The organism is Glycomyces niveus, assembly GCF_017592475.1.
Classification (GTDB): Bacteria; Actinomycetota; Actinomycetes; order Mycobacteriales; family Micromonosporaceae; genus Glycomyces; species Glycomyces niveus.
The window spans coordinates 98125-121311 of record NZ_JAGFNP010000006.1; the positions used below are offsets into that span (position 1 = coordinate 98125).

Consider the following 23187-nt stretch of genomic DNA (forward strand, 5'->3'; position numbering starts at 1 on the left):
GCCTGGGGGCGGGGCCGGGAGGTGTGGCGGTCGCCCTGCCGGATGCAAGGCGCCCACGCGTGGAATCAACAGCCCGCTGTCAGGCTATTGCAATCATTTTGCAATAGCCGGTCTGTCGCCGTCAACCCGGACCGGGGAGTGTCGGGAACCGGCACACTGCCGAACAGGGACCGTCAAGCGCGCTCCCAGGCGATTGTCAGGGACGGCCGGTAGGGTTGCCACCTGTGAACGTACGACTTCAGCCAGGTGAGACGGCGCCTGATTTCACGCTGACCACCGACACCGGCGACCCGGTGACCCTGTCGAGCCTCCAGGGCCGCAAGGTCATCCTGTTCGCCTATCCGAAGGCCATGACGCCCGGATGCACCAAGGAGGCCTGCGACTTCCGCGACAGCCTCACCGGCCTCCAGGCCGCCGGCTACGCGGTGCTCGGGATCTCCCCCGACGAACCCGACGCGCTGGCCAAGTTCGTCGAGCGCGACGGCCTGACCTTCCCGCTCCTGTCCGACCCCGAGCACAAGGTGCTCGAGGAGTACGGCGCATGGGGCGAGAAGAAGAACTACGGCCGCACGGTCGTCGGCGTCGTCCGCTCCACGTTCGTCATCGACGAGCAGGGCGACATCGAGCTCGCGCAGTACAACGTCAAGGCCACCGGCCACGTCGCGCGCCTGAAGAAGCAGCTCGGCCTCGAGGAGTAGCGGCCCGCTCCGGGTCAGGGACGGGTGAGGGCGGGTTCGGCGCCGTCGATCTCGCGGAGGCGGCGGGCGGTCTCGGCGCCGCCGGTGCGGAGCACGTGCTCGCGCAGGCGCCGGTACCGGTCGAGGAGGGCCGCCTGCTCCTCCTGCGGCAGGAGCCCCGACCGCTGGACGGCGAGGGCGAGTGCGGCGACCCGCTCGAGGTCGGTGGCGGCACTGGCGTCAGCAGTGTTCATGGATTGACCGTCCACTCTGAAGGCGTACTGGAGGCGAACCGGAGGTGAACCGGACCGGACGCGGCGACAACGATCGATGTCCGGTTTGCCCCCGAACGGGTCGTCCCTGCGATCGCCTGGAGCCTCTCGTCACGCAGCGGCAATTCGCGGCATAGGTTGACATTGTCATGGTATGACCTCAGAGGGGGCTCCCTCACTCGAGCACCGGGCTCCCCGAAGCGACCTCGCGGAAGGATTCCCATGTCTGCCAAGCAAGAAGGCACCGACCAAGAAGCCGGCGGCTGCCCTGTGCGGCACAGCCGCGCGCTGCTGCCCGTCCAGGGCGGCGGCAACCGCGGCTGGTGGCCCGACCGGCTCAACCTCAAACTCCTCGCGAAGAACCCTCCGATCGGCAACCCCCTCGGCGCGGACTTCGACTACGGCGCGGCCTTCGAGAAGCTCGACCTGCCCGCCGTCAAACGCGACATCGAAGCGGTCATGACCGACTCGAAGGACTGGTGGCCCGCCGACTTCGGGCACTACGGGCCGCTGTTCATCCGCATGGCCTGGCACAGCTCGGGCACGTACCGCATCAGCGACGGCCGCGGCGGCGCGGGCACCAGCCAGCAGCGGTTCGCGCCGCTCAACAGCTGGCCGGACAACATCAGCCTCGACAAGGCGCGGCGGCTGCTGTGGCCGGTCAAGCAGAAGTACGGCCGCAGCCTCTCCTGGGCCGACCTGCTCATCCTCACCGGGAACGTGGCGCTGGAGTCGATGGGCTTCAAGACGTTCGGGTTCGGCGGCGGCCGCGCCGACGCGTGGGAGGCCGACGAGGACATCTACTGGGGCCCCGAGTCGGACTGGCTCGACGACCAGCGCCGCGGCGAGGACCGCCGGATCCAGGACGAGTTCGCGGCCTCCCAGATGGGGCTGATCTACGTGAACCCGCAGGGCACGGGTGGCAACCCTGACCCGGTCGAGTCGGCCCACGACATCCGGGAGACGTTCCGGCGCATGGCGATGAACGACGAGGAGACCGTCGCCCTCATCGTCGGCGGTCACACCTTCGGCAAGACCCACGGCGCCGCGCCCGAATCGAACCTCGGCCCCGAGCCCGAGGCCGCCCCGCTCGAGGCGCAGGGCCTGGGCTGGGCCAACGCTTACGGCACCGGCAAGGGCAACGACACCATCACCAGCGGCCTCGAGGGCATCTGGACGAACACGCCGACCCAGTGGGACAACAGCTTCCTGGAGATCCTGTTCGGCTACGAGTGGGAGCTCAAGGAGAGCCCGGCCGGCGCGCACCAGTGGCAGCCCAAGGACGGCGCGGGCGAGGGCACCGTGCCCGACGCGCACGACCCGTCGAAGCGGCACGCGCCGACGATGCTCACCACCGACCTGTCGCTGCGGTTCGACCCGGTCTACGAGGCGATCTCGCGCCGGTTCCTCGAGCACCCGGACGAGCTCGCGGACGCGTTCGCGCGCGCCTGGTTCAAGCTCACCCACCGCGACCTCGGACCCATCGTCCGCTACCGCGGCCCCGAGGTGCCCGCCGAGCAGCTGATCTGGCAGGACCCGCTCCCGGCCGCGGACTACGAGCCGATCGACGACGCCGACATCGCCGCGCTCAAGGACCGCATCCTCGAGTCGGGGCTCTCGAGCCGGCAGCTCATCGCGGCCGCCTGGGCCTCCGCGTCCTCGTTCCGCGGCAGCGACAAGCGCGGCGGCGCCAACGGCGCCCGCATTCGCCTTGAGCCGCAGAAGGACTGGGAAGTCAACGAACCCGAGTCGCTCGCGGCCGTCCTGTTCGCGCTCGAGTACGTCCAGTCGGAGTTCAACGCGCGGGGCCGCGGTAAGAAGGTCTCGCTCGCGGACCTGATCGTGCTCGCCGGCACGGCCGCGGTCGAACGCGCCGCCGAGGCCGCCGGCCACCACATCGAGGTCCCGTTCACGCCCGGCCGGGTCGACGCGACGCAGGAGCAGACCGACGTCGAGTCGTTCGCGCCGCTCGAACCGACCGCGGACGGCTTCCGCAACTACCTCGGCAAGGAGCACCCGCTCCCCGCCGAGTACCTGCTCGTCGACCGCGCGAACCTGCTGGGCCTCAGCGTCCCGGAGATGACCGTCCTCATCGGCGGCCTGCGCGTCCTCGGTGCGAACTTCAACGACTCCCCCGTCGGCGTCCTCACGGACCGGCCGGGGCTGCTCACCAACGACTACTACCGCAACCTGCTCTCGCTCGACACCGAATGGCGGCCGACCGAGCAGGACGCCCAGACCTACGAGGGCCGCGACAGGGCCACCGGCGAGGTCCTCTGGACCGCGTCCCGCGTCGACCTCGTCTTCGGCTCCAACGCCGAACTCCGCGCCGTCGCCGAGGTGTACGCCGCCGACGACGCCGAGTCCCACTTCATCCGGGACTTCAACCGGGCCTGGACCAAGGTCATGAACCTCGACCGCTTCGACCTGTAAGCAGCACAAAGGCCCCCGGCGGAACGCCCGCCGGGGGTTTCACGTCCGGTCGTGGGACGGGCGTTCGCCGGAGCCGCGACGACCTGCTCTGACCGCGACCGTGCTCAGCTCAGCGCAGAGCATCCTTTGCCGGGCCTTTGCGCTGAGCACGCCTATCGACCGCTGCCGGGCGATACGATCAGCACGTGGTCCGCTTCGAGGACATCAGCACTCCCGCCCGCCTGGCCGAACCCGGCGAGGGCATCGGCCGGGACGAGCTGTCGCTCGCCACCCGCAACCACGGCCTTCCGCTCGAAGCCCTCCGCTACGACCTCACCCCGCCCGGCCTGCACTACGTCCTCACGCATTACGACATCCCGTACGCCGAGGACGGCGACTGGGAGCTCACGCTCGGCGGCCACGTCGAGCGTCCGCTCCGGCTGGACATGGACGAGCTGCGCTCATACGCGGCCGTCACCACGCGGGTCACCATGGAGTGCGCCGGGAACGGCCGCGCCCTCCTCTCGCCCCGCCCGGTGAGCCAGCCCTGGCTCGTCGAAGCGGTCGGCACCGCCGACTGGACCGGCGTGCCCCTGCGCGCGCTGCTCGCCGAGGCCGGCGTGCGGGACGGCGCCGTCGACGCGGTCTTCACCGGCGCCGACCACGGCATCGAGCGCGGCGTCGAACAGGACTACCAGCGCGCGCTCCCCATCGAGACGGCCACCGGCGACGCACCCGAGATCCTGGTCGCCTACGCCATGAACGGCGCCCCGCTGCCGCCCCAGCACGGCCGTCCGCTCCGCCTCGTCGTGCCCGGCTGGTACGGCATGGCCCACGTCAAATGGCTGCGCGACATCACTGTCGCCGCCGAGTCCTTCACGGGTTTCCAGCAGGCCACCGCCTACCGCCTCCGGCAGGAGCCCGACGAACCGGGCGAGCCCGTCGCCCGCATCGCCCCGCGCGCCCTCATGGTCCCGCCCGGCTTCCCCGACTTCATGTCCCGCGCCCGCGTCGTCCGCCCCGGGGACCACACGCTCGAGGGCCGCGCCTGGTCGGGCCACGCGCCCGTCACCGCCGTCGACGTCAGCACCGACGACGGCCACACCTGGAACCCGGCTGCCCTTGAAGCGTCCGACGACCACCGCTGGGCCTGGCGCCGCTGGCACTTCACCTGGACCGCCGCCATCGGCACCCGCGTCCTGTGCGCCCGCGCCACCGACGCCGAGGGCCGCACCCAACCCCTCGAGCAGCCCTGGAACCGCGGCGGCTTCGCCAACAACCTCGTCCAACGCGTCCCGGTCCACTGCACCGGTCTCTGAACGCGGAAAAGGCCCCGATCGATCGGGGCCTCTCGATGTGCGCGAGGGGGGACTTGAACCCCCACGTCCGAGGACACAGGAACCTAAATCCTGCGCGTCTGCCAGTTTCGCCACTCGCGCGGAGCGCCTGGAACGCGTACCGGGTGGGTCCGGCACGCGGGCAGCAACTAGTGTTTCACACCCTCCGGGGGTCCCGTAGTCTGGTGGGGATGACTCGACCTGACAAGCGCGCCGCCGATGAGCTGCGCCCCGTGAAGTTCACCCGATCCTGGACCGACCACCCCGAGGGATCGGTGCTCGTTGAATTCGGCCGCACCCGGGTGCTGTGCACCGCGACGGTGACGCCCGGCGTGCCGCGGTGGCGGCGCGGGTCCGGCGAGGGGTGGGTGACCGCCGAGTACTCGATGCTGCCGCGCTCCACGCACTCGCGCTCCGACCGCGAGTCGATCCGCGGCAAGATCGGCGGCCGCACCCACGAGATCTCGCGCCTCATCGGGCGCTCCCTGCGCGCCTGCATCGACTTCAAGGCCCTCGGCGAGAACACGATCACGCTCGACTGCGATGTGCTGCAAGCGGACGGGGGCACGCGCACGGCCGCGATCACCGGCGCTTACGTGGCCCTGCACGACGCCGTGGACTGGCTCAAGGAGCAGAAGATCGCGCGCAAGCCGGACAAGATCCTCACGACCTCGGTGGCCGCGATCAGCGTCGGCGTCGTCAACGGCGTCCCGGTGCTCGACCTGCCTTACGAGGAGGACGTGGCCGCGTCGGTCGACATGAACGTGGTCTGCACCGGCGAAGGCGACTTCGTCGAGGTGCAGGGCACCGGCGAGGAGGCGGTGTTCAACCGCGCCGAGCTCGACACCCTCCTGGACCTGGCCGTCAAGGGCTGCAAGGAGCTCGCCGGCCTGCAGGCCCGGACCCTGCTGACCTCATGAGGGTCCTCCTCGCCACCCGCAACGCCGGGAAGATCGACGAGCTGCGGCAGATCCTCGCCGCGGCCGCCCCCGAGGTCGAGCTCGTCGGCCTCGACGCCGTCGCCGACTACCCCGAGACCCCCGAGACCGAGCTGACCTTCGCCGGGAACGCGCTGCTGAAGGCCCGCGACGGCGTCAAGCACACCGGGCTCGCGACCATCGCGGACGACTCCGGCCTGGCCGTGGACGCCCTCAACGGGATGCCCGGCGTGCTCTCGGCCCGCTGGGCCGGGAGCGCCAAGGACGACGCGGCGAACAACGCGCTGCTGCTCGACCAGATCGCCGACGTGCCCGACGACCTGCGCGGCGCGAAGTTCGTGTGCGCCGCCGCGATCGTCTGGCCCGACGGGCGCGAGCTCGTCGTCCACGGCGAGATGCGCGGCACGGTCGGGCGTGGACCGAGGGGCGACAACGGGTTCGGGTACGACCCGCTGTTCACGCCGGAAGGGTTCGACCGCACCAGCGCCGAGCTCTCGGCCGAGGAGAAGAACGCGATCTCCCACCGGGGGAAGGCGTTCAGGGAACTGGCGACCAAGATCTAGCACTGAGGCGGCCTGCGGGCCGCCTCTTTCGCTTACCGGGCCTTGAGGAGTTCCAGGGCCTTGTCGGCGTGGGCGTTCATGTTGAGCTCGCTCTTGAACGCGCCCAGGATGGTCCGGTCCTCGCCGATGACGAAGGTCTTGCGCTTGGTGGCGACGATGCCGAGCTTGCGGCGCACGTCGAAGGCCTCGGCGACCTTGCCCTCGGGGTCGGAGAGGAGCGGGTAGCCGAAGGAGTGCTTGGCGGCGAAGGCCGCCTGGCGGTCGACCGAGTCGTGGGAGATGCCGACGGGGGTGGCGCCGACGGCCTTGAAGTCGGCGGCGAGGTCGCGGAAGTGGCAGGCCTCGGCAGTGCAGCCCGCCGTCATCGCCTGCGGGTAGAAGAAGAGCACGACCGGGCCGGCCTCGAGCAGCTCCTCGAGGCTGCGCGGCCGCCCGGTCTCGTCGTCCAGGGTGAATGCGGGTGCGGTGTCTCCGGTGTCCATGAGGCCGAGTGTATCCGCGACCTCCGGGATCGGACCGTTCCCGGCCGGGGCGCCCGGTACCGTTGCGTTCCGGCAATCGATATAGATACACTCGAATATCACGATATCGTCGGCAGCAGTCCACAAGATCGCTTTGACTCCGTACGAGTCAGGTTGGGAGCGCTCCATGTACGTCAGAGGAGTAATTCCATGTCCACCACCGCCACGGGGGCGCTGGGCGGCAGACGCCGCCGCATCGCCGCCGTCATGTCGATGGTCCTGGCCGCCGTCGCGGCCCTGACCATCACGAGCCTCTTCAGCAGGGACGAGGCGGAAGCCCACGGCGCCACGGTATTCCCGGGCTCGCGCCAGTACTTCTGCTACTTCGACGCGCTCACGCAGAACGGCTCGCTCGACCCGTACAACGAGGCCTGCCAGGCCGCGTTCGACGAGGTCGGCCCCACCCCGTTCTACAACTGGTTCGGGAACCTCGACTCCAACGGCGCGGGCCAGACCGTCGGCTACATTCCCGACGGCCGCCTGTGCGACGGCAACGGCAAGGGCCCGTACGACTTCGAGCCGTTCAACGACCCGGGCAACTGGCCGCGCACGCACGTGACCGCCGGTGCGACGGTCGAATGGCGCTACAACAACTGGGCGCACCACCCCGGCCGCTTCGACCTCTACATCACGAAGGCCGGCTGGGACCCGTCGCAGCCGATCGGCTGGGACGACCTCGAGAAGTTCCAGACCATCTCCAACCCGCCCTCGAACGGCGGGGTCGGAACCAACGACCACTACTACTACGCGAACATGACGCTGCCCCAGCGCAGCGGCTACCACATCGTGTTCACGCACTGGGTCCGCTCTGACTCGGGCGAGAACTTCTACGCCTGCTCCGACGTCGAGTTCGACGGCGGCAACGGCGAGATCACCGGCATCCGCCCCGGCGCCGACCTGCCGGGCAACGACGGCGGCGTGGTCAACCCGCCCACCGGGACCCCGACCTCGACGCCGACCTCCACGCCGACGTCGACTCCGACCGGGAACCCGACGGGCGCCTGCACCGCCACCGCCTCGGTCCACTCGTGGTCCGGCGGCGCGACGGTGAACATCACGGTCAAGAACACCGGCACCTCGACCATGGGGAACTGGATGGTCCACTGGCTGTGGCCGGCGAACTCCGGCGTCGCCATCCGGGACTCGTGGAACACCACGATCAGCACCATGGGCGACATGCAGATGGCCGGCCCGTCCGGCTGGAACGCGACCATCGCCGCGGGCGGGACGGCGACCTTCGGCTTCAATGTCACCGGCAGCCTGTCGTCGATGCCGGCGATGGACTGCATGCCGGCTTGACGAGGCCCGTGACAACGCGGTGATTCGCGTCGGCGACGGCCGCGAGGCCGGAACCTGAACGAACATCGAAATATCGCCGCTTCCGCTCCTCCCTCCGGAGACCGCCTGGAATACTTGAGCCAGCAGGTCTTCCGGGGGGAGGAGCCATGTCACCATCCGCAGCGCCGGCCGACGCCGGGCCTGAGCCGATGACGGCGTCCACACGCGCCGGCACCGTCGTCATCACCTACATCTCCGATCATGTCGACGCGCTCAACCGCGCCATCGCGGCCTTCGAGCGGCAGGCGCCCGGCTCCGCCGGGGCCGTGCGCGTCACCATCCACCGGCTCCGCACCGTCATCCGCGGGTACTCGCACCTGTTCACCAAGACGCCGCCGCGCAGCCAGGAGCTCGACCACCTGCTCGAGGCGTTGAAGCGCACCGAGGACCTGGAGCGGCTCCGCGTCCACTTCTCGGACCGGTTCGACCAGCTCGGCCTCGTGACCCCCGAGTACCCCAAATGGTATGGGGCCCTTGAGGACGAGATGCGCGAATCGTACCTCGACACTGAGGGCGTCGCGTCGCAGACGTGGGTGGCGGTCCTGCTGGAGCAGGTGCGGCTGTTCACCGAGCACGCGCAGTTCACGCGCGACGGCGACAAGCCCGCCTCCTCGCTCATGGGATTCCTCTCGCAGACCAAGAACCATCTGCTCGAGACGTACGGGAAGCTCAGCTACGCCACCGATCTCGTGCTCGCGCGGGACGAGACGCGCATCGCGGCACGGGAGGCGCACTACCTCGCCGAGGCGGCCGCGCCCGCGCTCGGGGCGACCGGGGCGGAGATCGTCTCGCGAGTCGCCGACCTCGAGCACCTGCTCGACCGGTACCGGCAGGCGGTGATCGCCCGCAACTGGCTGACCCGGCTGCCGGGCGCGGACCGGGCCGACCGGCTCACGGCGAGCCTCGCCGAACTGGAGAAGCAGCACCTGCACCAGCTGGGCGAGGACATCGACCGGGCGGCCTCCGACATGGCCGAACGCTGGAAGTGACACGGGACGGGGAACGGCCCCAAAATTCTTGCTTTGGGGCCGTTCCTCTCCGCGTCAGCCGCGCAGGACCGACGCGAGGTTGTCGAGGCCGATCGGGCCGAGGTTGAGGGCCCGGGTGTGCCAGGCCTTCAGGTCGAAGTCGGCGCCGGCGGCGGCCTGCGCTTCGGCGCGGGCTGCGACCCAGGCGCGTTCGCCGAGCTTGTAGCAGATGGCCTGGCCAGGCCAGCCCGCGTAGCGGACGATCTCCGGGTAGGCGCGGTGCTCGGCGATGCGGCCGCGAGTCTTGAGCACTTCGAGGGCGACGTCGAAGTTCCAGCGCTCGCCGTGGCGCTTCGCCTCGGCGGCGGGCAGCGGCAGGTCGAGGTGCCAGCCGATGTCGATCACGACGCGGGCGGCGCGCAGGGCCGAGCCCTTGAGCATGCCGAGGCGGCTGCCCTTGTCGGTGAACCAGCCGAGCTCGTCCGAGAGCCGCTCGGCGTACAGCGCCCAGCCCTCGGCGTGGCCGGAGACCGAGCCGAAGACCTTGGCGAAGCGGGAGAGGGCGTCGCCGGTGACCTTGGTCTGGCCGATCTGGAGGTGGTGGCCGGGCACGCCCTCGTGGAAGACCGTGGTCAGCTCGCCCCAGGTGCGGAAAGTCTCGCGCTCGGCGACGGGCCACCAGGTGCGGCCCGGGCGGGACAGGTCCTCGCTGGGGCCGGTGTAGTAGGCCGACCCGGCAGAGGAGCCGTGCACGACCTGCACGTCGAGGTTCATCAGGCGCGGGTCGATGTCGAAGTGGACGCCGTTGAGCGCTTCGAGCGCGCTCTGGTGCTTCTCCACGAGCCAGGCCAGGTACTCCTCGTGGGTGCCGACGGCCTGGGTCTCGTCCAGGTGGGCGATGACCTCGTCGAGCCCCGCGCCCGGCAGGATGTTGTCGGCCTCGGCGGCCATCTCGTCCTCGATGCGGTGCAGCTCCTCCCAGGCCCAGTCGTAGGCGTCGCGCGGGTCGAGGACCGCGCCGAGGGTGGCGCGGGCCGCCAGGAGGTACCGCTCCTCGCCGACGCCGTCCTGCTCGGCGGCGTGCGGGGCGTAGGTGCGCTCGAGGTAGTCGGCGGCGGCGGCGAACGCCTGGTACGCGGCCTCGGCGGCCTCGCGCAGGTCGCGGGCCTGCGGGCCGTCGCCGTAGGCCTTGAGGTGCTTGTCGAAGGTGCGGGACTCGGCGTTGCGCCGGGCCTGCTTGACGCCCTCGGTGACCTGGAGGAGCGCGACGGTCTGGCCCGCCTCGATCCCCGCGTTCAAGGTCTGGCGCCAGGTCGCGAGCATCTCGGGGATGGCGCGCATCCGCGAGACGTTGAGCCGCCAGTCGTTCTCGGTGCTGCGCGGGGCCAGGTCGACGTAGCTCACCAGGCTCTGGAGCATCCCGTAGGGGACGCGCAGGGCGCGGCGCCACTCGCCGGCCTCGTGCTGCGCGGCGCTCACCTCGAGGCGCTCGGCCATGTGGAGTCGGGCGAGGTCGTCGGCCGGGCCGGTCGAATCCAGGGCGTTCAGCTTCGCGAGGGTGTCGGCGTCGAGCTTCGCGCGCTCGGCGACGGCGTCCGGGCTGAAGTCGGTGGCGACGCCGAAGTCGCCTTTGATGCCGGCGGACCCGGCGAACATCGGGTGGAGCCGGGCGTACGCGGTGGTGTACTCGTCGGCGAGAGCGAATATCGGTGAGGTCATGGCCGTCAGCTTACCGCGCGGCTAGTAATCCTTCGTTACGTGATTGTTGCTCGGGCGGGTAGAGACGACGACCGCTCCGACCAGCGCGGCGAGGAGCAGGAGCGACAGCACTTCGAACGGGAGCACCCAGTCCGCGAAGACCGCTTCGCCCATGACGGCCGCGCCGCCGCTCTCGCGCTCGCCGAGCCCGGCCCGGGTCCAGCCGAACGCGCCGGTGACGACCGCGGCGAGGCCGAGGCCCACGCCGCCGGCGATGAGCGCGCCGGGGAGCCTCGCCCGGTCGAGGTCGTCCGAGGGGTCGGTGGGGGCCCTGGTGAGCATGGTCGCGAACAGCAGCAGGACCACGATCGCGCCGACGTAGACGAGCACGAGCACCCACGCGAGGAACTCGGCGGTGAGCACAAGCGCGGCCCCGGCGATCCCGGCGAACGCGACCGCGAGCCACAGCCCGGCCCGCACGATCCGCTTCGTGGTGACGACGGCGAGCCCGGCGCCGAGCGCGAGGAGCCCGAAGGCCAGCAGCAGCACGTCGGCGAGGGTCACTCGGCGGCCTCGTCGGCCTTCACGGCCTCGGTCTTGGCGGCTTCCGGCACGTTCCCCAGCCACTCCCCCAGGTGCTCCTTGTCGTGGAGCAGGTCGCGGATGTCGCCTTCGGCGTAAGCGAAGTCGGGGGCCCAGAACAGGGCGTCGAACGGGCACACGTCGACGCAGATCCCGCAGTACATGCATAGCGAGAAGTCGATGTCGAAGCGGTCGAGGAGGTTCACCTGGCGCGGACGGGCCGCGCCTTCGACCTCGATGGTCTCCTTGTGGGAGTCGATGTAGATGCACCAGTCGGGGCATTCGCGGGCGCACAGCATGCAGGAGGTGCAGCTCGGCTCGTGGAGGGCGATCACACCGCGGCTGCGCTCGGGCAGCTCGGGCTCGTTCTCGGGGTACTGGCTCGTGACGGCGCGGCGCGCGGCGGTGCGCGCGGTCTGCGCGAGACCGCTGACCAGTCCGCTCCCGGGAAGCCTCATGACCTCATGGTGGCAGATGACGGCGGTGTTTTCCAGACCCCGAGCCGCGGTTCGCGGCTGAAATGCGGTCGGCTCCGCGGCTGCGTCGGGGTCCGATTCCCGACTCCCCAGGCGTGGCCGAGCGGGCCGGGTTTCCCGTGAAACCGCCTGGTGCGTCCACAAGAGCCGTTACCGTGAGCCATCGACACGTCACGTGCCGGGCGCGACCCGGCGCCGTCCGGGGAGGAACCGTGCCCATGCGAATGCCGCAGCCCATCCGAGGGATGCTCTTGACCCTCAGCGCCGCGCTCGTGCTCGCGCTCACCGCCGCTCCGGCGAACGCGGCCGTCACCGTCACGCTCTCGCCGACGGCGGGCGCCGTGGGCACCCGCGTGGACGTGCTCGCGTCGGACTGCGACATGGACGCGACCGGCGACGTCGAGAACACCGACACGAGCTTCAAGCTGCCGAAGAACAACAACAACGCCCAGGGCAGCTTCACCGTCACGGAGAAGATGAAGCCCGGCACGTACACGGTGACGGTGACCTGCGGTTCCGACACCGCCGCGACGAAGTTCACGGTGACCTCGGGAACCGGCGCGGCGACCGGCGGCGGCTCGACCGCCTCGCAGGCGACCACCGCGGTGCTCTGGACGGGCGCCGCAGCGGTGCTCGTCGCCGCGGCGGGCCTCTGGCTGCTCAAGCGCCGCAGCAATGTCACTGCCGCCTGAACCGGCGGGCGACGCCTCGCCCGAGCGATCCGTCCACCGGCCGGAACCCGCGTTCCGGCCGGTGGCCTTCGTCGCGCTCTCGTTCGTGCTCGCCGGCGGCCTCGGGCTCATGCTCGGCAGCGTCCTGACCCTCCCCGCGATCGAGCTGCCGCGCTTCGAGAGCCCCTTCCGCGACGACCCGTTCGCCGTCGCCGACCCCGCGGGCGGCGCCTGGCTCGACCGCTCCGAACCGACCCGCGTCGACATCGACGCGGTCGACGTCCACGCCCCGCTCACGGCGCTCGGCCTCGACTATGAAGGCGACTTCGAGGTCCCCGGCATGTGGCGCCCCCACGAGGCCGGCTGGTTCGAGGCCGGCCCCACCCCCGGCGAGTTCGGCCCCACCGTCCTCATGGGCCACGTCGACACCGAGCGCTCCGGCCCCGCGGTCTTCTACCCGCTCAAGGAACTCGGCGAAGGCGACCGCATCGAGGTCACCCGCGAGGACGGCGTCGTCGTCGCCTACGAGGTGACCGCGATCGAGTCCTACGCCAAGCGGCGCCTCCCCTACGAGGACGTCTTCGGCGTCGAGCCCGAACCGGCCCTGCGCCTCATCACCTGCGGCGGCGCCTTCGACCGCAGAGCGGGCGACTACACCGAGAACCTCGTCGTCTTCGCCGCCTACACCGGCCACCGCGACGCCACCGAAAAGGACCGCGACCGCCCCCTGCACGGCCGCGACCATTTCGAGTAGGGAGTGTCGGACCCCTCGGTTATCTTCGCGCGCATGGGTTTGAAGATCGCGAACGTCACCGTCAACACCGACCGGCCGAAGGAGCTCGCCGAGTGGTGGCGCGCCGCGCTCGGTGGCGAGATCACCGCCGACTGGGGCGAGTACGTCATGGTCGGCTTCGGCGACGGCACCGGCCTCGCCTTCCAGTTCGTCGCGGGCACCGAGCCCGGCCGCATCCACCTCGACCTCGTGACCTCGGACGCCGACGCCGAGATCGCGCGCCTCGTCGAGGCGGGCGCCGCTGAGGTCTCGCACCACGAGGCCCCCGGCGGCGCCTTCTCGTGGACGGTCCTCACGGACCCGGACGGCAACGAGTTCTGCGTCGCCCAGGGACACGGGTAGACGCGACCGCGGGCGCCGGGTCGGGTGCTTGACCCCGCCGACCCAGCGCCCGCGGTGTACCGAGGGGGCTTTCGACCGCGGGCGCTTTCCCGGCTCGCCCAACCGCTGAGCCGGTGCCGCGCCCGCGGCGCCCTATGACAGGACCCGCTCGAAGGCGGTCCTGGTCTCTTGGAAGACCTCCGCGCCCGGGCGGGCCCAGAGCGCGTCGTTGAACAGTTCGACCTCGATCGGCCCGGCGAAGCCGGTCGCGTCCACTTCGGCGAGGTAGCGCTTGAAGTCGACGCAGCCGTCGCCGAGCTGCCCGCGGCCGGTCAGCACGCCCGCCGGGAGCGGGGTGACCCAGTCCGCGAACTGGAACGAGGCGATGCGGCCCTCGTGCCCGGCCCGGGCGATGCCCTGCCAGACCTGCGGGTCCCACCAGATGTGGTACGTGTCGACCACGACGCCGACCTGCGCGGCCGGGTACGGCGCGGCGAGGTCGAGCGCTTCGTTGATCGTCGTCACGACGCAGCGGTCGCTCGCGAACATCGGGTGCAGGGGTTCGATCGACAAGGTCACGCCCCGCTCGCCCGCGTACGGCGCGAGTTCGGCGAGGGCCTCCTTGACGCCCTCGCGAGCGCTGTCGATCGTGCCGCCTTCGGGGATGCCGCCCGAGACGAGGACGAGGGTCGGGGCGCCGAGCGCCGCGGCCTCGTCGATCGCCCGCTTGTTGTCGTCGATCGCCTCACGCTTCGGGTCGGTGAAGAACCCGGCCCGGCAGAGGCTGGTGACCTCGACTCCCGCGTCCTTCACGAGCTTCGCGCTCGCTTCGAGGCCCATCTCCTGCACCGGCTCGCGCCACAGCCCGATACCGGAACCGGTGCGTGCGCAGGCTTCGACGGCCTCGCGCTGGTCCCAGAACTTCGCGGTGGCGTGGTTGAAGGAGAACCGCTCCATGATGCTCATGCGAGGGTCCGCTTCGGCTGGCCGGCGACCTTGAGCAGGGCGTTGAACCGGTCCATCGCCAGGTTCTCGTCCGGGAACAGGTCCACTTCGAGCGCGAGGTCGACGATCTCGCCGAAGTGCTTGACGGAGCGCGCCGACTCGAGCCCGCCGACCATCTTGAAGTGGTCCTGGTAGCCCCCGAGCCACGCCAGGAACACCACGCCGGTCTTGTAGTTGAACGTCGGGGCCTCGAAGACCTTGCGCGCCAGGGGCACCGTCGGGTCGAGGATCGCGTGGAAGCCGGCCACGTCGCCTTCGTCGAGGCGCTTGACGGCCTTCGCGGCGAGCGGCGCGAGCGGGTCGAAGATGCCCAGCAACGCGTCGGAGTGACCGAACTCGTCCCCGGCGATGAGGCGCGGGTAGTTGAAGTCGTCGCCGGTGTAGCAGCGCACGCCCTCGGGGAGCCGGCGGCGCACCGCGATCTCGGCCTCGGCGTCGAGCAGGCTCATCTTGATGCCGTCGATCTTCGCCGCGTTCTCGGTGATGATCTCGATGAACGTGTCCGCGGCCGCCTCGAGGTCCGAGGAGCCCCAGTAGCCCTCGAGCGCCGGGTCGAACATCGGGCCGAGCCAGTGCAGGATCGCCTTGCCGCTGACCTCGCCGAGGAGTTCGGCGTAGAGGGCCTTGTAGTCGTCCGCGCCCTTCGCGCTCGCGGCCAGCGCCCGGGAGCACATCAGGATCGTGCCCGCCCCGGCGTCCTCGACCACGGCGAGCTGCTCGAGATAGGTCGCGCGGATCTCGTCCATGGTGGTCGGCGCGGCCGGGAGCTGGTCGGTGCCGACGCCGCACGCGAGGAGGTCGTCGGGTCCGGCGGCCTCGGCCGAGCGGCGGATGAGCTGCTTGGTGGCCTCCCAGTCGAGGCCCATGCCGCGCTGGGCGGTGTCCATGGCGTCGGCGATGCCGAGGCCGAGGTCCCACAGGTGCCGGCGGTAGCGGAGGGTGGCGTCCCAGTCCACGGCGGCGGGGCGGCCGGGGCCGTTGTCCGCCAGCGGGTCCGCGACCACGTGGGCGGCGGAGTAGATGACGCGGGAGGTGAACTCGCGGGTCACAGGTCCAGGTCCTCCAGTTCGATGCGGCGGCCTTCGCGGGCGGACCGGTAGCCGGCCTCGGCCAGCTGCACGCCGCGGGCGGCGGCGAGGAAGTCGTGGTGCCACGGCTCGTCGTCCACGACGTGGCGCAGGAACTCCTCCCACTGGATCTTGAAGCCGTTGTCGAAGACCTCGTTGTCCGGCACCTCGTGCCACTGCTGCCGGAAGGGGATGGGCTGGTCGATGTCGGGGTTCCAGACCGGCTTGGGGGTGTGCACGCGGTGCTGGGCGCGGGCCTTGCGGAGGCCGGCGATGGCCGAGCCCTCGGTGCCGTCGACGTGGAACTCGACGAGTTCGTCGCGGTCGACGCGGGTGGCCCAGGAGGAGTTCATCTGGACGACGGTGCCGTCCTGGAGTTCGAAGAGGGCGTAGGCGGCGTCGTCGGCGGTGGCGGCGTAGGCCTGGCCCTGCTCGTCGAAGCGCTCGGGGATGTGGGTGGTGACGTGGGCGGAGACCGACTTGATCGGGGAGTCGAAGGTGCCTTCGAGGAGGTAGGACCAGTGGGGGAACATGTCGAGGACCATGCCGCCGCCGTCTTCGGCGCGGTAGTTCCAGGACGGCCGCTGGGCTTCCTGCCAGTCGCCTTCGAAGACCCAGTAGCCGAACTCGCCGCGCACGGAGAGGACGCGCCCGAAGAAGCCGGAGTCGACGAGTCGCTTGAGCTTGCGCAGGCCGGGGAGGTACAGCTTGTCGGCGACCGCGCCGTTCTTGACGCCGGCGTCGCGCGCGGCGCGGGCCAGGTTGAGGGCGTCGTCGAGGTTGGTGGCGATGGGCTTCTCGGTGTACACGTGCTTGCCCGCCTTGATGGCCGAGTTGACGGCGGCGAGGCGGTGCTGGGTGGTGAGGGCGTCGAAGTAGACGTCGATCTTGTCGTCGCCGAGGGCTTCGTCGAGGCTGGTCGTGTACTTGTCGAGGCCGTGGCGGTCGGCGATCTCGGCGAGCTTCTCGGCGCTGCGGCCGACCAGGGTGGGCTCGGGCCAGATCACGCTGCCGTCGGCGCGCTCGACGCCGCCCTGCTCGCGGATGGCGAGGAGTGAGCGCACGAGGTGCTGCCGGTAGCCCATGCGACCGGTCACCCCGTTGAGGGCGATGCCGACGGTGATTCTCTCTGCCATAGGGAAGTGCTCCAGACCTTGCCGACGTGGCTGCGGAAGCGTCCGCCGCGAACTGAGCCCGTTTACAGCTCGCACGCTTCGCCGAAAGGCGAGGCAAACGCTTTCTTTGTTTCCTGAACTATACATCAAACGACACCTATGTGAAAGCGGTCTCCTCACAGTTTCGCCGGACCGGTCACATCGCGTTCGGAGAGTGGGGATTCGGGCCGGGTCCGGACACGGAAAAGCCCCGGCCGCAAACGGCCGGGGCTCGCGTCGAACAGCCCTAGAGGTACTGCTCGCTGATGTCCTTGACCTCGTCCGCGGGCGCCCAGATCTGGTACACGCCGTTGTCGTACGGCTCGAGCCCGAGCGCGCGGGCCACGTCGCTGCGGCCGCCGCGGTACTCGAGCCGCAGCCACTCCCCCGAGGCGCCGAGCACGAAGAACGGCTCGTCCCGCCAGGTCGCGATCGTGCGCACGTAGAAGAAGTCCTCGAGCTCGCCGATCGGCACACCGCGGCGGAACCGCCCGTCGGCGACCTCCACGAAGCCGTCGCCGCCGGTCGGCGAGTAGAGCCGCACGTGGGCCCCGTCGGGGCTCGAGTCGTACTCGGCGCCCTTCCAGCGGGCGATGTAGCCGTCGCGCATCAGGCGTCCTTCCATTCCCGGTCGCGGGTGTCGAGCACGTGCGCGGCCCGGTCTTCGGGGTTGGGCCGCACCAGGTCGTAGTGGCCGTCGGCGTCGCCCCAGGCCTCGCCGAGCGCGCCTTCGTAGCCGTAGGCCTCGCCCATCGGGCCGCTCGGCGCGGGCGCGGAGGGCGACGACGGCAGCGCCGGGGTCGCGGAGGCTTCGATGGCCGCAGGGCCGCCGAAGGCGCCGTCGACCGGGGTCCACTCGCGGGAGTCGGCGTCGTAGAGCGCGATCTCGGTGACCTCGCCGCGCGAGTCGATCCGGAGGATCTTCGCGCCGTGCGGGAGCCGCACCGAGTCGACCTTGTGCTCGGGGATGCGCTCGTCGCCCTCGGAGGGCGCGAACCCGTCGCCGCGGAACGGGCCGGGCTCGACGACGGTGCCGCCGCGCGCCTCGGCCGTCGCGTAGTCGTTGCCGCCCAGCGCGACCGGGTAGAGGTCGGTGCGGTAGCCGATCCAGCGCAGGACGTGCACCGAGTCGTCGGCGGGGCTGAACTCCTCGCTGGAGCGGATGAGCCCCAGCGCGAGGTACAGCTGCGCGGGCGTGCGCAGGTGCTCCACGGCCCCGGCCGGGTGCACGAAGCCGCCGACGCGGTCGTAGCCGCGCTCGAGGTAGAACGGCACCTGCTGGTGCGGGATGGTCTTCTGCCACAGGACCGGCTGGACCTTGTGCGCGGGCGAGTTGGCGCGCGCTGCCGCGGCCTGGCGCTGCTCCATCTCGGTGGCGAAGGCCAGCAGGTCCTTCGCTTCGGCCCATTTGATGAGGGGTTCGATCTCGGGGCCGCTCATGTTGGCGCCCACCGAGGTGCCCGGGTTGACGTAGAGCGCGTAGTCCTGCGAGGGCCAGTGCTGGATGAGCCAGCCGAACGGGACCACCGTGTGGGCGAGGTCCTCGCCCGCGCGCTCGGCCATGCGCTCAGTCGTCGTGTAGACGGTGATGCCGATGTTGCCGTCGACGATGTCGCTCGACCACCGGAACGCCGGGTCGCCGACGCGCAGGTGCGCGGCCTCGGGGTCCCCGATCGGCAGGATCACGCTGGCGCACAGCAGGGTCTGCAGGAACGCGGCGGTGTCGCCGGAGGACGCGGCTGCGGCGAGCAGCGGCTCGGCCTCCTCGCCGGAGAGCTCGACGGGGCGGCCCTGCGCCTGGGCGCTGGGCTGCGGCTCGGGCTCGGCGGGGCGTCGCCCGAACGCGCTCGACATGGACGCGAAGGCCTCGGCGGAGCGCTGGGGCTCGGAGCCGAAGGCCTCGCCGCCGAACGCGTCGTTGCCGAACGAGTCGCCGCCCTGGAACGCGCCCGCGTTCCCGAAGGACTCGCCCGCCGGGTACGGCTCGGGCGCGCCGGTCGGGGGCGCGGGCGAGCGGGTCGGGAGCGTGGACGGGTCGGGCTGCTGCTCGCGCAGCCAGTCCGGCGCGTCGGGCCACTGGTCCTGCTGCGGGTTCGGCCACTGCGCGTCGGCCGGGAAGCCCTGCGGGGCAGGCGGCTGCGAGTAGGCCGGCGACGGGGAGCCGTAGCCCTGCGGCTGCGAGCCGAACTCGCGGGGCGGGGAGCCCGCGCCGCGGGGCTGGGAGCCGAACCCCTGCGAGCGGGGCGGCTCGGGCTCGGGCGGCGGCTGGGACGCGAACGAGTGCCCGTTGAACGGGTCGGCCTCGGGCGCCTCGGGGTCGCGCGGCGGCTGCCGCAGCGGCAGGCCCGCCGAGGTGGTGCCGCCGACGGTGGACTGCTGCTGCGCGGTGCCGTTCAGATCCGAGGAGCGGCGCGGCGCGGGCGGCACGTCGGGCACCGGCGGGGCCGGGGGCATGAAGCTCTCGCGGCGCTGCTCAGGGGCCGGGGCCATGGGGTTCGCGAACGGGTCCGACTGCGCCGCCGCGAACGGAGACGATTGCGGCCCAGAGGAAAAGGTGTCGCCGTACTGGTCGGCGGCGGGTTCCGGGACGGGTGCCGGGTCGGCCGGAACGGTGGTCATGCCCTGCGCGACCTGGGATACGAACCAGGCCGGGAGGTACCCCTCGATCGGCAGGCCGGGATTGACGGCGAGCCACCACTCCTCGTCGGGCCAGGCCTCGGCGAGCGCGGCGAACGAGACGCGGCGGGAGGCGCCGGCGTTGTCGCGCAGGCACACCTGGAGCGCGGACTCGGACGTGAAGGCGAGGATGTGGGTGCGGTCGTCGGTGGTCCAGGTGGCCCAGGTGTCCGCTCCCGCACCGTTGGAGTCCTCATAGGACAGTGGGAGGACGAGTTCGATCTGCGCCAGGATGCGGAAGTATCCGTCCTGGTCCTCGCCTCGCAGTGCCTCCCGGAGGCGGTGCTCGATCTCGTTACTGGGTTCCCACATCGATCCCACTCAGCCCTTCCCCCCTACCGGTCCTGGATGGGGCCTTGCACATGTACGGCTCGCAAGCTTCGCCGAGGCCGCTCGTCTGCGGCTCGCAAGCTTCGCCGAGCGTGTCGAGAGAACGCGGTGTCCCCTCGCGATCGTCACCGTAACGCGAGGGGGTTGTCAAGTTTCCGTCAGTAGGGCGAGAATAACGAATTCATAAAGGAGAACGTGTGTCATTCCCACGCTGTGGGCCTGTCGCTGTGTGACGATCCGGTTCTCATGTGGGACCGCTCTGCACGCTACGTTCTCGCCTGTCTGTGCTCGACGCTGTTGGCGCTCTTGCTCTCAGCGCACACGGGCCGCGCCTCCGCGCCCGTCGCCTGGCACCTCGCCGCCGTCCGGGCCCCCGAGGCGTGGCCGGTCGCGACCGGCGAGGGCGTCACGGTCGCCGTCGTCGACTCGGGAGTGGACGCCGACCACCCCGCCCTCGAAGGCCGGGTCCTCCCCGGCCGCAGCTACGTCGACGTGGACCCCGGCGACGAGCCGCGCCTCCTCGCATTCGGCTCCGATCCCGGGCCGGTCTACGAGCGGGCGTTCGGCCAGGCCGACCCGGTCGGGCACGGCACCGCCGTCGCCGGGCTCATCGCCGGGAGCACCGAGTCGCGGCACCCGGGCGTCGCCCCGGACGCGGCTATCCTGCCGGTCCGGGTCCTCGACGACGAGAACCGGTACCACGACTCGGCGATGGTCGGCGCGGCCGTCGAGTGGGCCGTCGACAACGGCGCGGACGTCGTCAACCTCTCCCTCGGCGGCCACTACGACTCGCCTCCGTTCGCCGCGGCGATCGCGTACGCGGAGCGGCACGACGTGCTCATCGTGGCCTGCACCGGGAACCAGGACGCCGACCTCCCCGACGAGGACGTGTGGTTCCCCGCGCGCGTCTCGGACGTGCTCGCGGTGACCGGCTCCGACGAGCACGGGCACCGCTGGCGGACCGCCGTCACCGGCGCGGAGACCGACCTGGCCGCGCCGGGCGCGAACCTGGACGCGCCCCGGGCCGGGGGCGGGTACAAGTCCGTGACCGGCACGTCGTTCGCCTCCGCGGTGGTCTCGGGCGCGGCGGCCCTGGTGCGCTCGGCGCACCCGGACTGGAGCGCCGACCAGGTGCGCCGCGCGCTCACCGGCACCGCGACCGCGGGCGACCCGGCCCTCGGCGAAGGCATCGTCGACGTGGCGGCCGCCGTCGCGACCGAGGTCCTGCCGCGGCCGGCGCAGCCCGCCGAGCCCCAGCTCTCCCCGGTGTGGAGCGCGGCGGCGACGGCAGCCGGGGGCGGCCTCATCGGCATGTCCGCGCTGCTGTTGCGCGGCGGACGCGGCACCCGCAGCGGCGGCCGGCTGCCCGGCCGCCCGCGTACCATGGCGGGGTGACCGCCGCCGACGCCCGCCGGGCTCCGAGAACCCGCAGCAAGGGAACCGAGAGCGAACTGGCGAAGAAGCGCCGGGCCCGCAAAGCCGACCGCCTGCTCGCGGCGGCCCACCCGGACGCCAAGTGCGAACTCGACTACACCAACCCGCTCGAGCTCGCGGTCGCCACGATCCTCTCGGCGCAGTGCACCGACGTCCGCGTCAACCTCACGACGCCCGCGCTCTTCAAGCGGTACCGCTCCGCGTCCGACTACGCCGAGGCGAACCCCGAGGACGTCGAGGCGATCATCCGGCCCACCGGCTTCTACCGCAACAAGGCGAAGTCGATCATCGGCCTCGGCAAGGCCCTCGTCGAGCACCACGACGGCCGGCTCCCGGAGGACATGGAGGCCCTCGTGAAGCTCCCGGGGATCGGCCGCAAGACCGCGAACGTGATCCGCGGCAACGCCTTCGGCGTCCCCGGCATCACCGTCGACACCCACATGATCCGCATCACGAACCGGCTCGGCCTGGTCGACGGCAAGGACCCGGTCAAGCTCGAGTTCCAGCTCCAGAAGCTCGTCGAGCCGCGCGAGTGGACCATGTTCTCGCATCGGATCATCTTCCACGGCCGCCGCGTCTGCATCGCCCGCAAGCCCGCGTGCGGCGCGTGCACGCTGGCCTCGATCTGCCCCTCCTACGGCGAAGGCCCGACCGACCCCGCCGAGGCCGCGAAACTCCTCAAGGGCGACAACGTCGAGGAGCTGATCCGCTTGGCGGGCATCGAAGACGCGGTGAACCGATGAAGAAGGTCCTGACCGCCGCCGCGGCACTGTTCCTCTCGGCCGCCTGCTCGAACCAGTCCCCGGCCGCGCCGGGCGGCACCGCCGAAGCGCCCGAACCGACCTGGTCCGTCGCGTGCGCCTCCGGCGCCACCGCGATCGACGGCGTCGGCGACCTCGACCTCGACTGCCTCGGCGACGAGGCGCCGACCTCGGTCGGTCCCGGTGAGAGGCCGCTCGTGGTGGTCCTGTGGGCCAGCTGGTGCGGGCCGTGCCAGGCGGAGGCCCCCGAGGTCGAGGCGTTCTACCAGGCGCACGGCGACCAGGTCGACGTGCTCGGCGTGGACACCGCCGACACCCGCGACATGGGCCGCTCCTTCGCCGAGGAGTTCGGCATGACCTTTCCTTCCGTGTTCGATCCCGAAGAGGCCGTTCGCATCGGACTCGGCGTGCCGGGTCTGCCCGGCGTCGCGTTCGTGAACCCGGACGGCACGGTCGCCGCGCTCGTGGCCGAACCGGGCGTCACCACCGAGATCCTCACCGAGACCGCCGAGACCGCGTTCGGGCTGGAGCTCGCATGAACGAACCGGACTGGTGGCCGCCGCTGCTGAAAGCGGCCGAAGAGGCGCAGCCGCCCGTGATCGGCCGCGTCATCGCCGACCACCTCCTCGCCTACGAGGAGGCCGACGCCCGCACCGCTTCCGTTCTCGTGCTCCTGCGGGACGACGAGAACGGCCCCTCGGTCCTGCTCCAGCAGCGGGCCGCGACCCTGCGCCACCACCCCGGCGAGGTCGCGTTCCCCGGCGGCGGCACCGAACCCGGCGACGCCGACGCGGCCGCGACCGCCCTGCGCGAAGCCGCCGAAGAACTCGCCGTGAACCCGGACTCGGTGGCCGTCGGCCGGTCCCTCCCGAAACTCTGGATCCCCGTGTCCGGCTTCGCGGTCACGCCCGTCCTGGCACTGTGGACGCGCCCGCACCTGGTCGCGCCGCAGGCGGCCTCCGAAGTCGCGGCCGCGCACCAGGTCCCGCTGCCGCTCCTGGCCGACCCGGCCTCCCGCGGCACCGTCACCTTCCCCTCGGGGCGCAGCGGCCCCGGTTTCCAGATCGAAGGCGTGCCCTTGATTTGGGGCTTCACCGCCGGGGTACTGTCGTGGCTCCTGGACTTGGGCGGCTGGACCCGCCCCTGGGACACCGGCCGGACGATGGAGCTCGAACGGCACTGAACGGAGGGGC

At 71.4% G+C, this 23187-nt stretch carries 24 protein-coding genes and 1 tRNA gene; 14 read left to right on the forward strand and 11 right to left on the reverse strand.

The window, feature by feature from the left end:
* Window positions 1-224: 224 nt before the first annotated feature.
* A complete protein-coding gene (gene bcp / locus J5V16_RS12950) occupies window positions 225-698 on the forward strand; it encodes a thioredoxin-dependent thiol peroxidase (RefSeq protein WP_208496700.1) in 474 nt (157 codons plus the stop codon).
* A gap of 14 nt (window positions 699-712) precedes the next feature.
* Here the strand turns inward: bcp and J5V16_RS12955 are convergent, their stop codons facing one another.
* Entirely contained in the window at window positions 713-931 is a 219-nt protein-coding gene (locus tag J5V16_RS12955; RefSeq protein ID WP_208496701.1) for a hypothetical protein, read from the reverse strand.
* Window positions 932-1171: 240 nt separating this feature from the next.
* On the opposite strand from J5V16_RS12955, the gene katG reads away from it, so the two are divergent.
* Together katG and J5V16_RS12965 are read left to right on the forward strand one after the other, a co-directional pair.
* The gene (katG, locus tag J5V16_RS12960; RefSeq protein ID WP_208496702.1) at window positions 1172-3382 is read left to right on the forward strand and encodes a catalase/peroxidase HPI; all 2211 of its coding nucleotides are present in this window, start codon (window positions 1172-1174) and stop codon (window positions 3380-3382) included.
* A gap of 185 nt (window positions 3383-3567) precedes the next feature.
* Entirely contained in the window at window positions 3568-4680 is a 1113-nt protein-coding gene (locus J5V16_RS12965) for a sulfite oxidase (protein WP_208496703.1), read from the forward strand.
* Between the two features lie 38 nt (window positions 4681-4718).
* Here the strand turns inward: J5V16_RS12965 and J5V16_RS12970 are convergent.
* Window positions 4719-4800, reverse strand: a tRNA-Leu gene (locus J5V16_RS12970).
* Window positions 4801-4889: 89 nt separating this feature from the next.
* Here J5V16_RS12970 and rph point away from each other — a divergent pair.
* Window positions 4890-5618 (forward strand): ribonuclease PH, encoded by a 729-nt coding sequence (gene rph / locus J5V16_RS12975; RefSeq protein WP_208496704.1) that lies wholly within the window; start codon window positions 4890-4892, stop codon window positions 5616-5618.
* Window positions 5615-6199 (forward strand): RdgB/HAM1 family non-canonical purine NTP pyrophosphatase, encoded by a 585-nt coding sequence (rdgB, locus tag J5V16_RS12980; protein ID WP_208496705.1) that lies wholly within the window; start codon window positions 5615-5617, stop codon window positions 6197-6199. Before rph ends, rdgB begins: the two co-directional genes overlap by 4 nt.
* 32 nt (window positions 6200-6231) lie before the next feature.
* Here the strand turns inward: rdgB and J5V16_RS12985 are convergent, their stop codons facing one another.
* On the reverse strand, window positions 6232-6681 hold the full coding sequence (locus J5V16_RS12985; RefSeq protein WP_208496706.1) for a peroxiredoxin: 450 nt from the start codon (window positions 6679-6681) through the stop codon (window positions 6232-6234).
* 189 nt (window positions 6682-6870) lie between these two features.
* Between J5V16_RS12985 and J5V16_RS12990 the strand changes: the two genes are divergently transcribed.
* The gene (locus J5V16_RS12990; RefSeq protein WP_208496707.1) at window positions 6871-8019 is read left to right on the forward strand and encodes a lytic polysaccharide monooxygenase auxiliary activity family 9 protein; all 1149 of its coding nucleotides are present in this window, start codon (window positions 6871-6873) and stop codon (window positions 8017-8019) included.
* A gap of 146 nt (window positions 8020-8165) precedes the next feature.
* A complete protein-coding gene (locus J5V16_RS12995; RefSeq protein ID WP_208496708.1) occupies window positions 8166-9047 on the forward strand; it encodes a CHAD domain-containing protein in 882 nt (293 codons plus the stop codon).
* Window positions 9048-9101: 54 nt separating this feature from the next.
* Here J5V16_RS12995 and J5V16_RS13000 read toward each other — a convergent pair whose 3' ends face one another.
* Genes J5V16_RS13000 through J5V16_RS13010 form a run of 3 tightly spaced genes read right to left on the reverse strand, consistent with a single transcriptional unit; the run spans window position 9102 to window position 11764 of the window.
* Window positions 9102-10745, reverse strand: coding sequence for a DUF885 domain-containing protein (locus J5V16_RS13000; RefSeq protein WP_208496709.1), 1644 nt, complete (start codon window positions 10743-10745; stop codon window positions 9102-9104).
* Between the two features lie 21 nt (window positions 10746-10766).
* The gene (locus J5V16_RS13005) at window positions 10767-11288 is read right to left on the reverse strand and encodes an NADH-quinone oxidoreductase subunit J family protein (RefSeq protein ID WP_208496710.1); all 522 of its coding nucleotides are present in this window, start codon (window positions 11286-11288) and stop codon (window positions 10767-10769) included.
* Window positions 11285-11764, reverse strand: coding sequence for a 4Fe-4S binding protein (locus tag J5V16_RS13010; RefSeq protein ID WP_208496711.1), 480 nt, complete (start codon window positions 11762-11764; stop codon window positions 11285-11287). The genes J5V16_RS13005 and J5V16_RS13010 overlap by 4 nt, the downstream gene beginning before the upstream one ends.
* 236 nt (window positions 11765-12000) lie before the next feature.
* Between J5V16_RS13010 and J5V16_RS13015 the strand changes: the two genes are divergently transcribed.
* Genes J5V16_RS13015 through J5V16_RS13025 form a run of 3 tightly spaced genes read left to right on the forward strand, consistent with a single transcriptional unit; the run spans window position 12001 to window position 13588 of the window.
* Window positions 12001-12474, forward strand: coding sequence for a hypothetical protein (locus tag J5V16_RS13015; RefSeq protein ID WP_208496712.1), 474 nt, complete (start codon window positions 12001-12003; stop codon window positions 12472-12474).
* A complete protein-coding gene (locus J5V16_RS13020) occupies window positions 12458-13207 on the forward strand; it encodes a class F sortase (protein WP_208496713.1) in 750 nt (249 codons plus the stop codon). The genes J5V16_RS13015 and J5V16_RS13020 overlap by 17 nt, the downstream gene beginning before the upstream one ends.
* 33 nt (window positions 13208-13240) lie before the next feature.
* The gene (locus J5V16_RS13025; RefSeq protein WP_208496714.1) at window positions 13241-13588 is read left to right on the forward strand and encodes a VOC family protein; all 348 of its coding nucleotides are present in this window, start codon (window positions 13241-13243) and stop codon (window positions 13586-13588) included.
* A 132-nt stretch (window positions 13589-13720) separates the two neighbouring features.
* Here J5V16_RS13025 and J5V16_RS13030 read toward each other — a convergent pair whose 3' ends face one another.
* The 5 genes from J5V16_RS13030 to J5V16_RS13050 all read right to left on the reverse strand — a co-directional run bounded on the left by J5V16_RS13030 (window position 13721) and on the right by J5V16_RS13050 (window position 19781).
* A complete protein-coding gene (locus tag J5V16_RS13030) occupies window positions 13721-14533 on the reverse strand; it encodes a sugar phosphate isomerase/epimerase family protein (protein ID WP_243901158.1) in 813 nt (270 codons plus the stop codon).
* Window positions 14530-15621, reverse strand: coding sequence for a dihydrodipicolinate synthase family protein (locus J5V16_RS13035; protein WP_208496715.1), 1092 nt, complete (start codon window positions 15619-15621; stop codon window positions 14530-14532). The genes J5V16_RS13030 and J5V16_RS13035 overlap by 4 nt, the downstream gene beginning before the upstream one ends.
* On the reverse strand, window positions 15618-16775 hold the full coding sequence (locus tag J5V16_RS13040; RefSeq protein WP_208496716.1) for a Gfo/Idh/MocA family protein: 1158 nt from the start codon (window positions 16773-16775) through the stop codon (window positions 15618-15620). Before J5V16_RS13040 ends, J5V16_RS13035 begins: the two co-directional genes overlap by 4 nt.
* A gap of 265 nt (window positions 16776-17040) precedes the next feature.
* Entirely contained in the window at window positions 17041-17406 is a 366-nt protein-coding gene (locus J5V16_RS13045) for a hypothetical protein (RefSeq protein WP_363527232.1), read from the reverse strand.
* A complete protein-coding gene (locus J5V16_RS13050; protein ID WP_208496718.1) occupies window positions 17403-19781 on the reverse strand; it encodes an SseB family protein in 2379 nt (792 codons plus the stop codon). The genes J5V16_RS13045 and J5V16_RS13050 overlap by 4 nt, the downstream gene beginning before the upstream one ends.
* 324 nt (window positions 19782-20105) lie before the next feature.
* On the opposite strand from J5V16_RS13050, the gene J5V16_RS13055 reads away from it, so the two are divergent.
* Genes J5V16_RS13055 through J5V16_RS13070 form a run of 4 tightly spaced genes read left to right on the forward strand, consistent with a single transcriptional unit; the run spans window position 20106 to window position 23177 of the window.
* On the forward strand, window positions 20106-21194 hold the full coding sequence (locus tag J5V16_RS13055; RefSeq protein ID WP_208496719.1) for a S8 family serine peptidase: 1089 nt from the start codon (window positions 20106-20108) through the stop codon (window positions 21192-21194).
* Complete coding sequence (gene nth / locus J5V16_RS13060) at window positions 21191-21976, forward strand: endonuclease III (RefSeq protein ID WP_208496720.1); 786 nt, start codon at window positions 21191-21193, stop codon at window positions 21974-21976. Before J5V16_RS13055 ends, nth begins: the two co-directional genes overlap by 4 nt.
* Window positions 21973-22533: a TlpA family protein disulfide reductase gene (locus J5V16_RS13065; RefSeq protein ID WP_208496721.1), complete on the forward strand. Its 561-nt coding sequence runs from the start codon at window positions 21973-21975 to the stop codon at window positions 22531-22533. Before nth ends, J5V16_RS13065 begins: the two co-directional genes overlap by 4 nt.
* Window positions 22530-23177 (forward strand): NUDIX hydrolase, encoded by a 648-nt coding sequence (locus J5V16_RS13070; RefSeq protein ID WP_208496722.1) that lies wholly within the window; start codon window positions 22530-22532, stop codon window positions 23175-23177. The genes J5V16_RS13065 and J5V16_RS13070 overlap by 4 nt, the downstream gene beginning before the upstream one ends.
* Window positions 23178-23187 lie beyond the last annotated feature (10 nt).

Bases quoted from the DNA above. Each gene is read 5' to 3' on its own strand.
- J5V16_RS13015 (WP_208496712.1), top strand. From the start codon at position 12,001: ATGCGAATGCCGCAGCCCATCCGAGGGATGCTCTTGACCCTCAGCGCC.
- J5V16_RS13040 (WP_208496716.1), bottom strand. From the start codon at position 16,775: ATGGCAGAGAGAATCACCGTCGGCATCGCCCTCAACGGGGTGACCGGT.
- J5V16_RS13000 (WP_208496709.1), bottom strand. From the start codon at position 10,745: ATGACCTCACCGATATTCGCTCTCGCCGACGAGTACACCACCGCGTAC.
- rph (WP_208496704.1), top strand. From the start codon at position 4,890: ATGACTCGACCTGACAAGCGCGCCGCCGATGAGCTGCGCCCCGTGAAG.
- J5V16_RS12985 (WP_208496706.1), bottom strand. From the start codon at position 6,681: ATGGACACCGGAGACACCGCACCCGCATTCACCCTGGACGACGAGACC.
- J5V16_RS13025 (WP_208496714.1), top strand. From the start codon at position 13,241: ATGGGTTTGAAGATCGCGAACGTCACCGTCAACACCGACCGGCCGAAG.
- J5V16_RS13030 (WP_243901158.1), bottom strand. From the start codon at position 14,533: ATGAGCATCATGGAGCGGTTCTCCTTCAACCACGCCACCGCGAAGTTC.
- J5V16_RS13010 (WP_208496711.1), bottom strand. From the start codon at position 11,764: ATGAGGCTTCCCGGGAGCGGACTGGTCAGCGGTCTCGCGCAGACCGCG.
- J5V16_RS12990 (WP_208496707.1), top strand. From the start codon at position 6,871: ATGTCCACCACCGCCACGGGGGCGCTGGGCGGCAGACGCCGCCGCATC.
- rdgB (WP_208496705.1), top strand. From the start codon at position 5,615: ATGAGGGTCCTCCTCGCCACCCGCAACGCCGGGAAGATCGACGAGCTG.
- J5V16_RS13070 (WP_208496722.1), top strand. From the start codon at position 22,530: ATGAACGAACCGGACTGGTGGCCGCCGCTGCTGAAAGCGGCCGAAGAG.
- katG (WP_208496702.1), top strand. From the start codon at position 1,172: ATGTCTGCCAAGCAAGAAGGCACCGACCAAGAAGCCGGCGGCTGCCCT.
- J5V16_RS13020 (WP_208496713.1), top strand. From the start codon at position 12,458: ATGTCACTGCCGCCTGAACCGGCGGGCGACGCCTCGCCCGAGCGATCC.
- J5V16_RS13065 (WP_208496721.1), top strand. From the start codon at position 21,973: ATGAAGAAGGTCCTGACCGCCGCCGCGGCACTGTTCCTCTCGGCCGCC.
- J5V16_RS12995 (WP_208496708.1), top strand. From the start codon at position 8,166: ATGTCACCATCCGCAGCGCCGGCCGACGCCGGGCCTGAGCCGATGACG.
- J5V16_RS12955 (WP_208496701.1), bottom strand. From the start codon at position 931: ATGAACACTGCTGACGCCAGTGCCGCCACCGACCTCGAGCGGGTCGCC.
- J5V16_RS13050 (WP_208496718.1), bottom strand. From the start codon at position 19,781: ATGTGGGAACCCAGTAACGAGATCGAGCACCGCCTCCGGGAGGCACTG.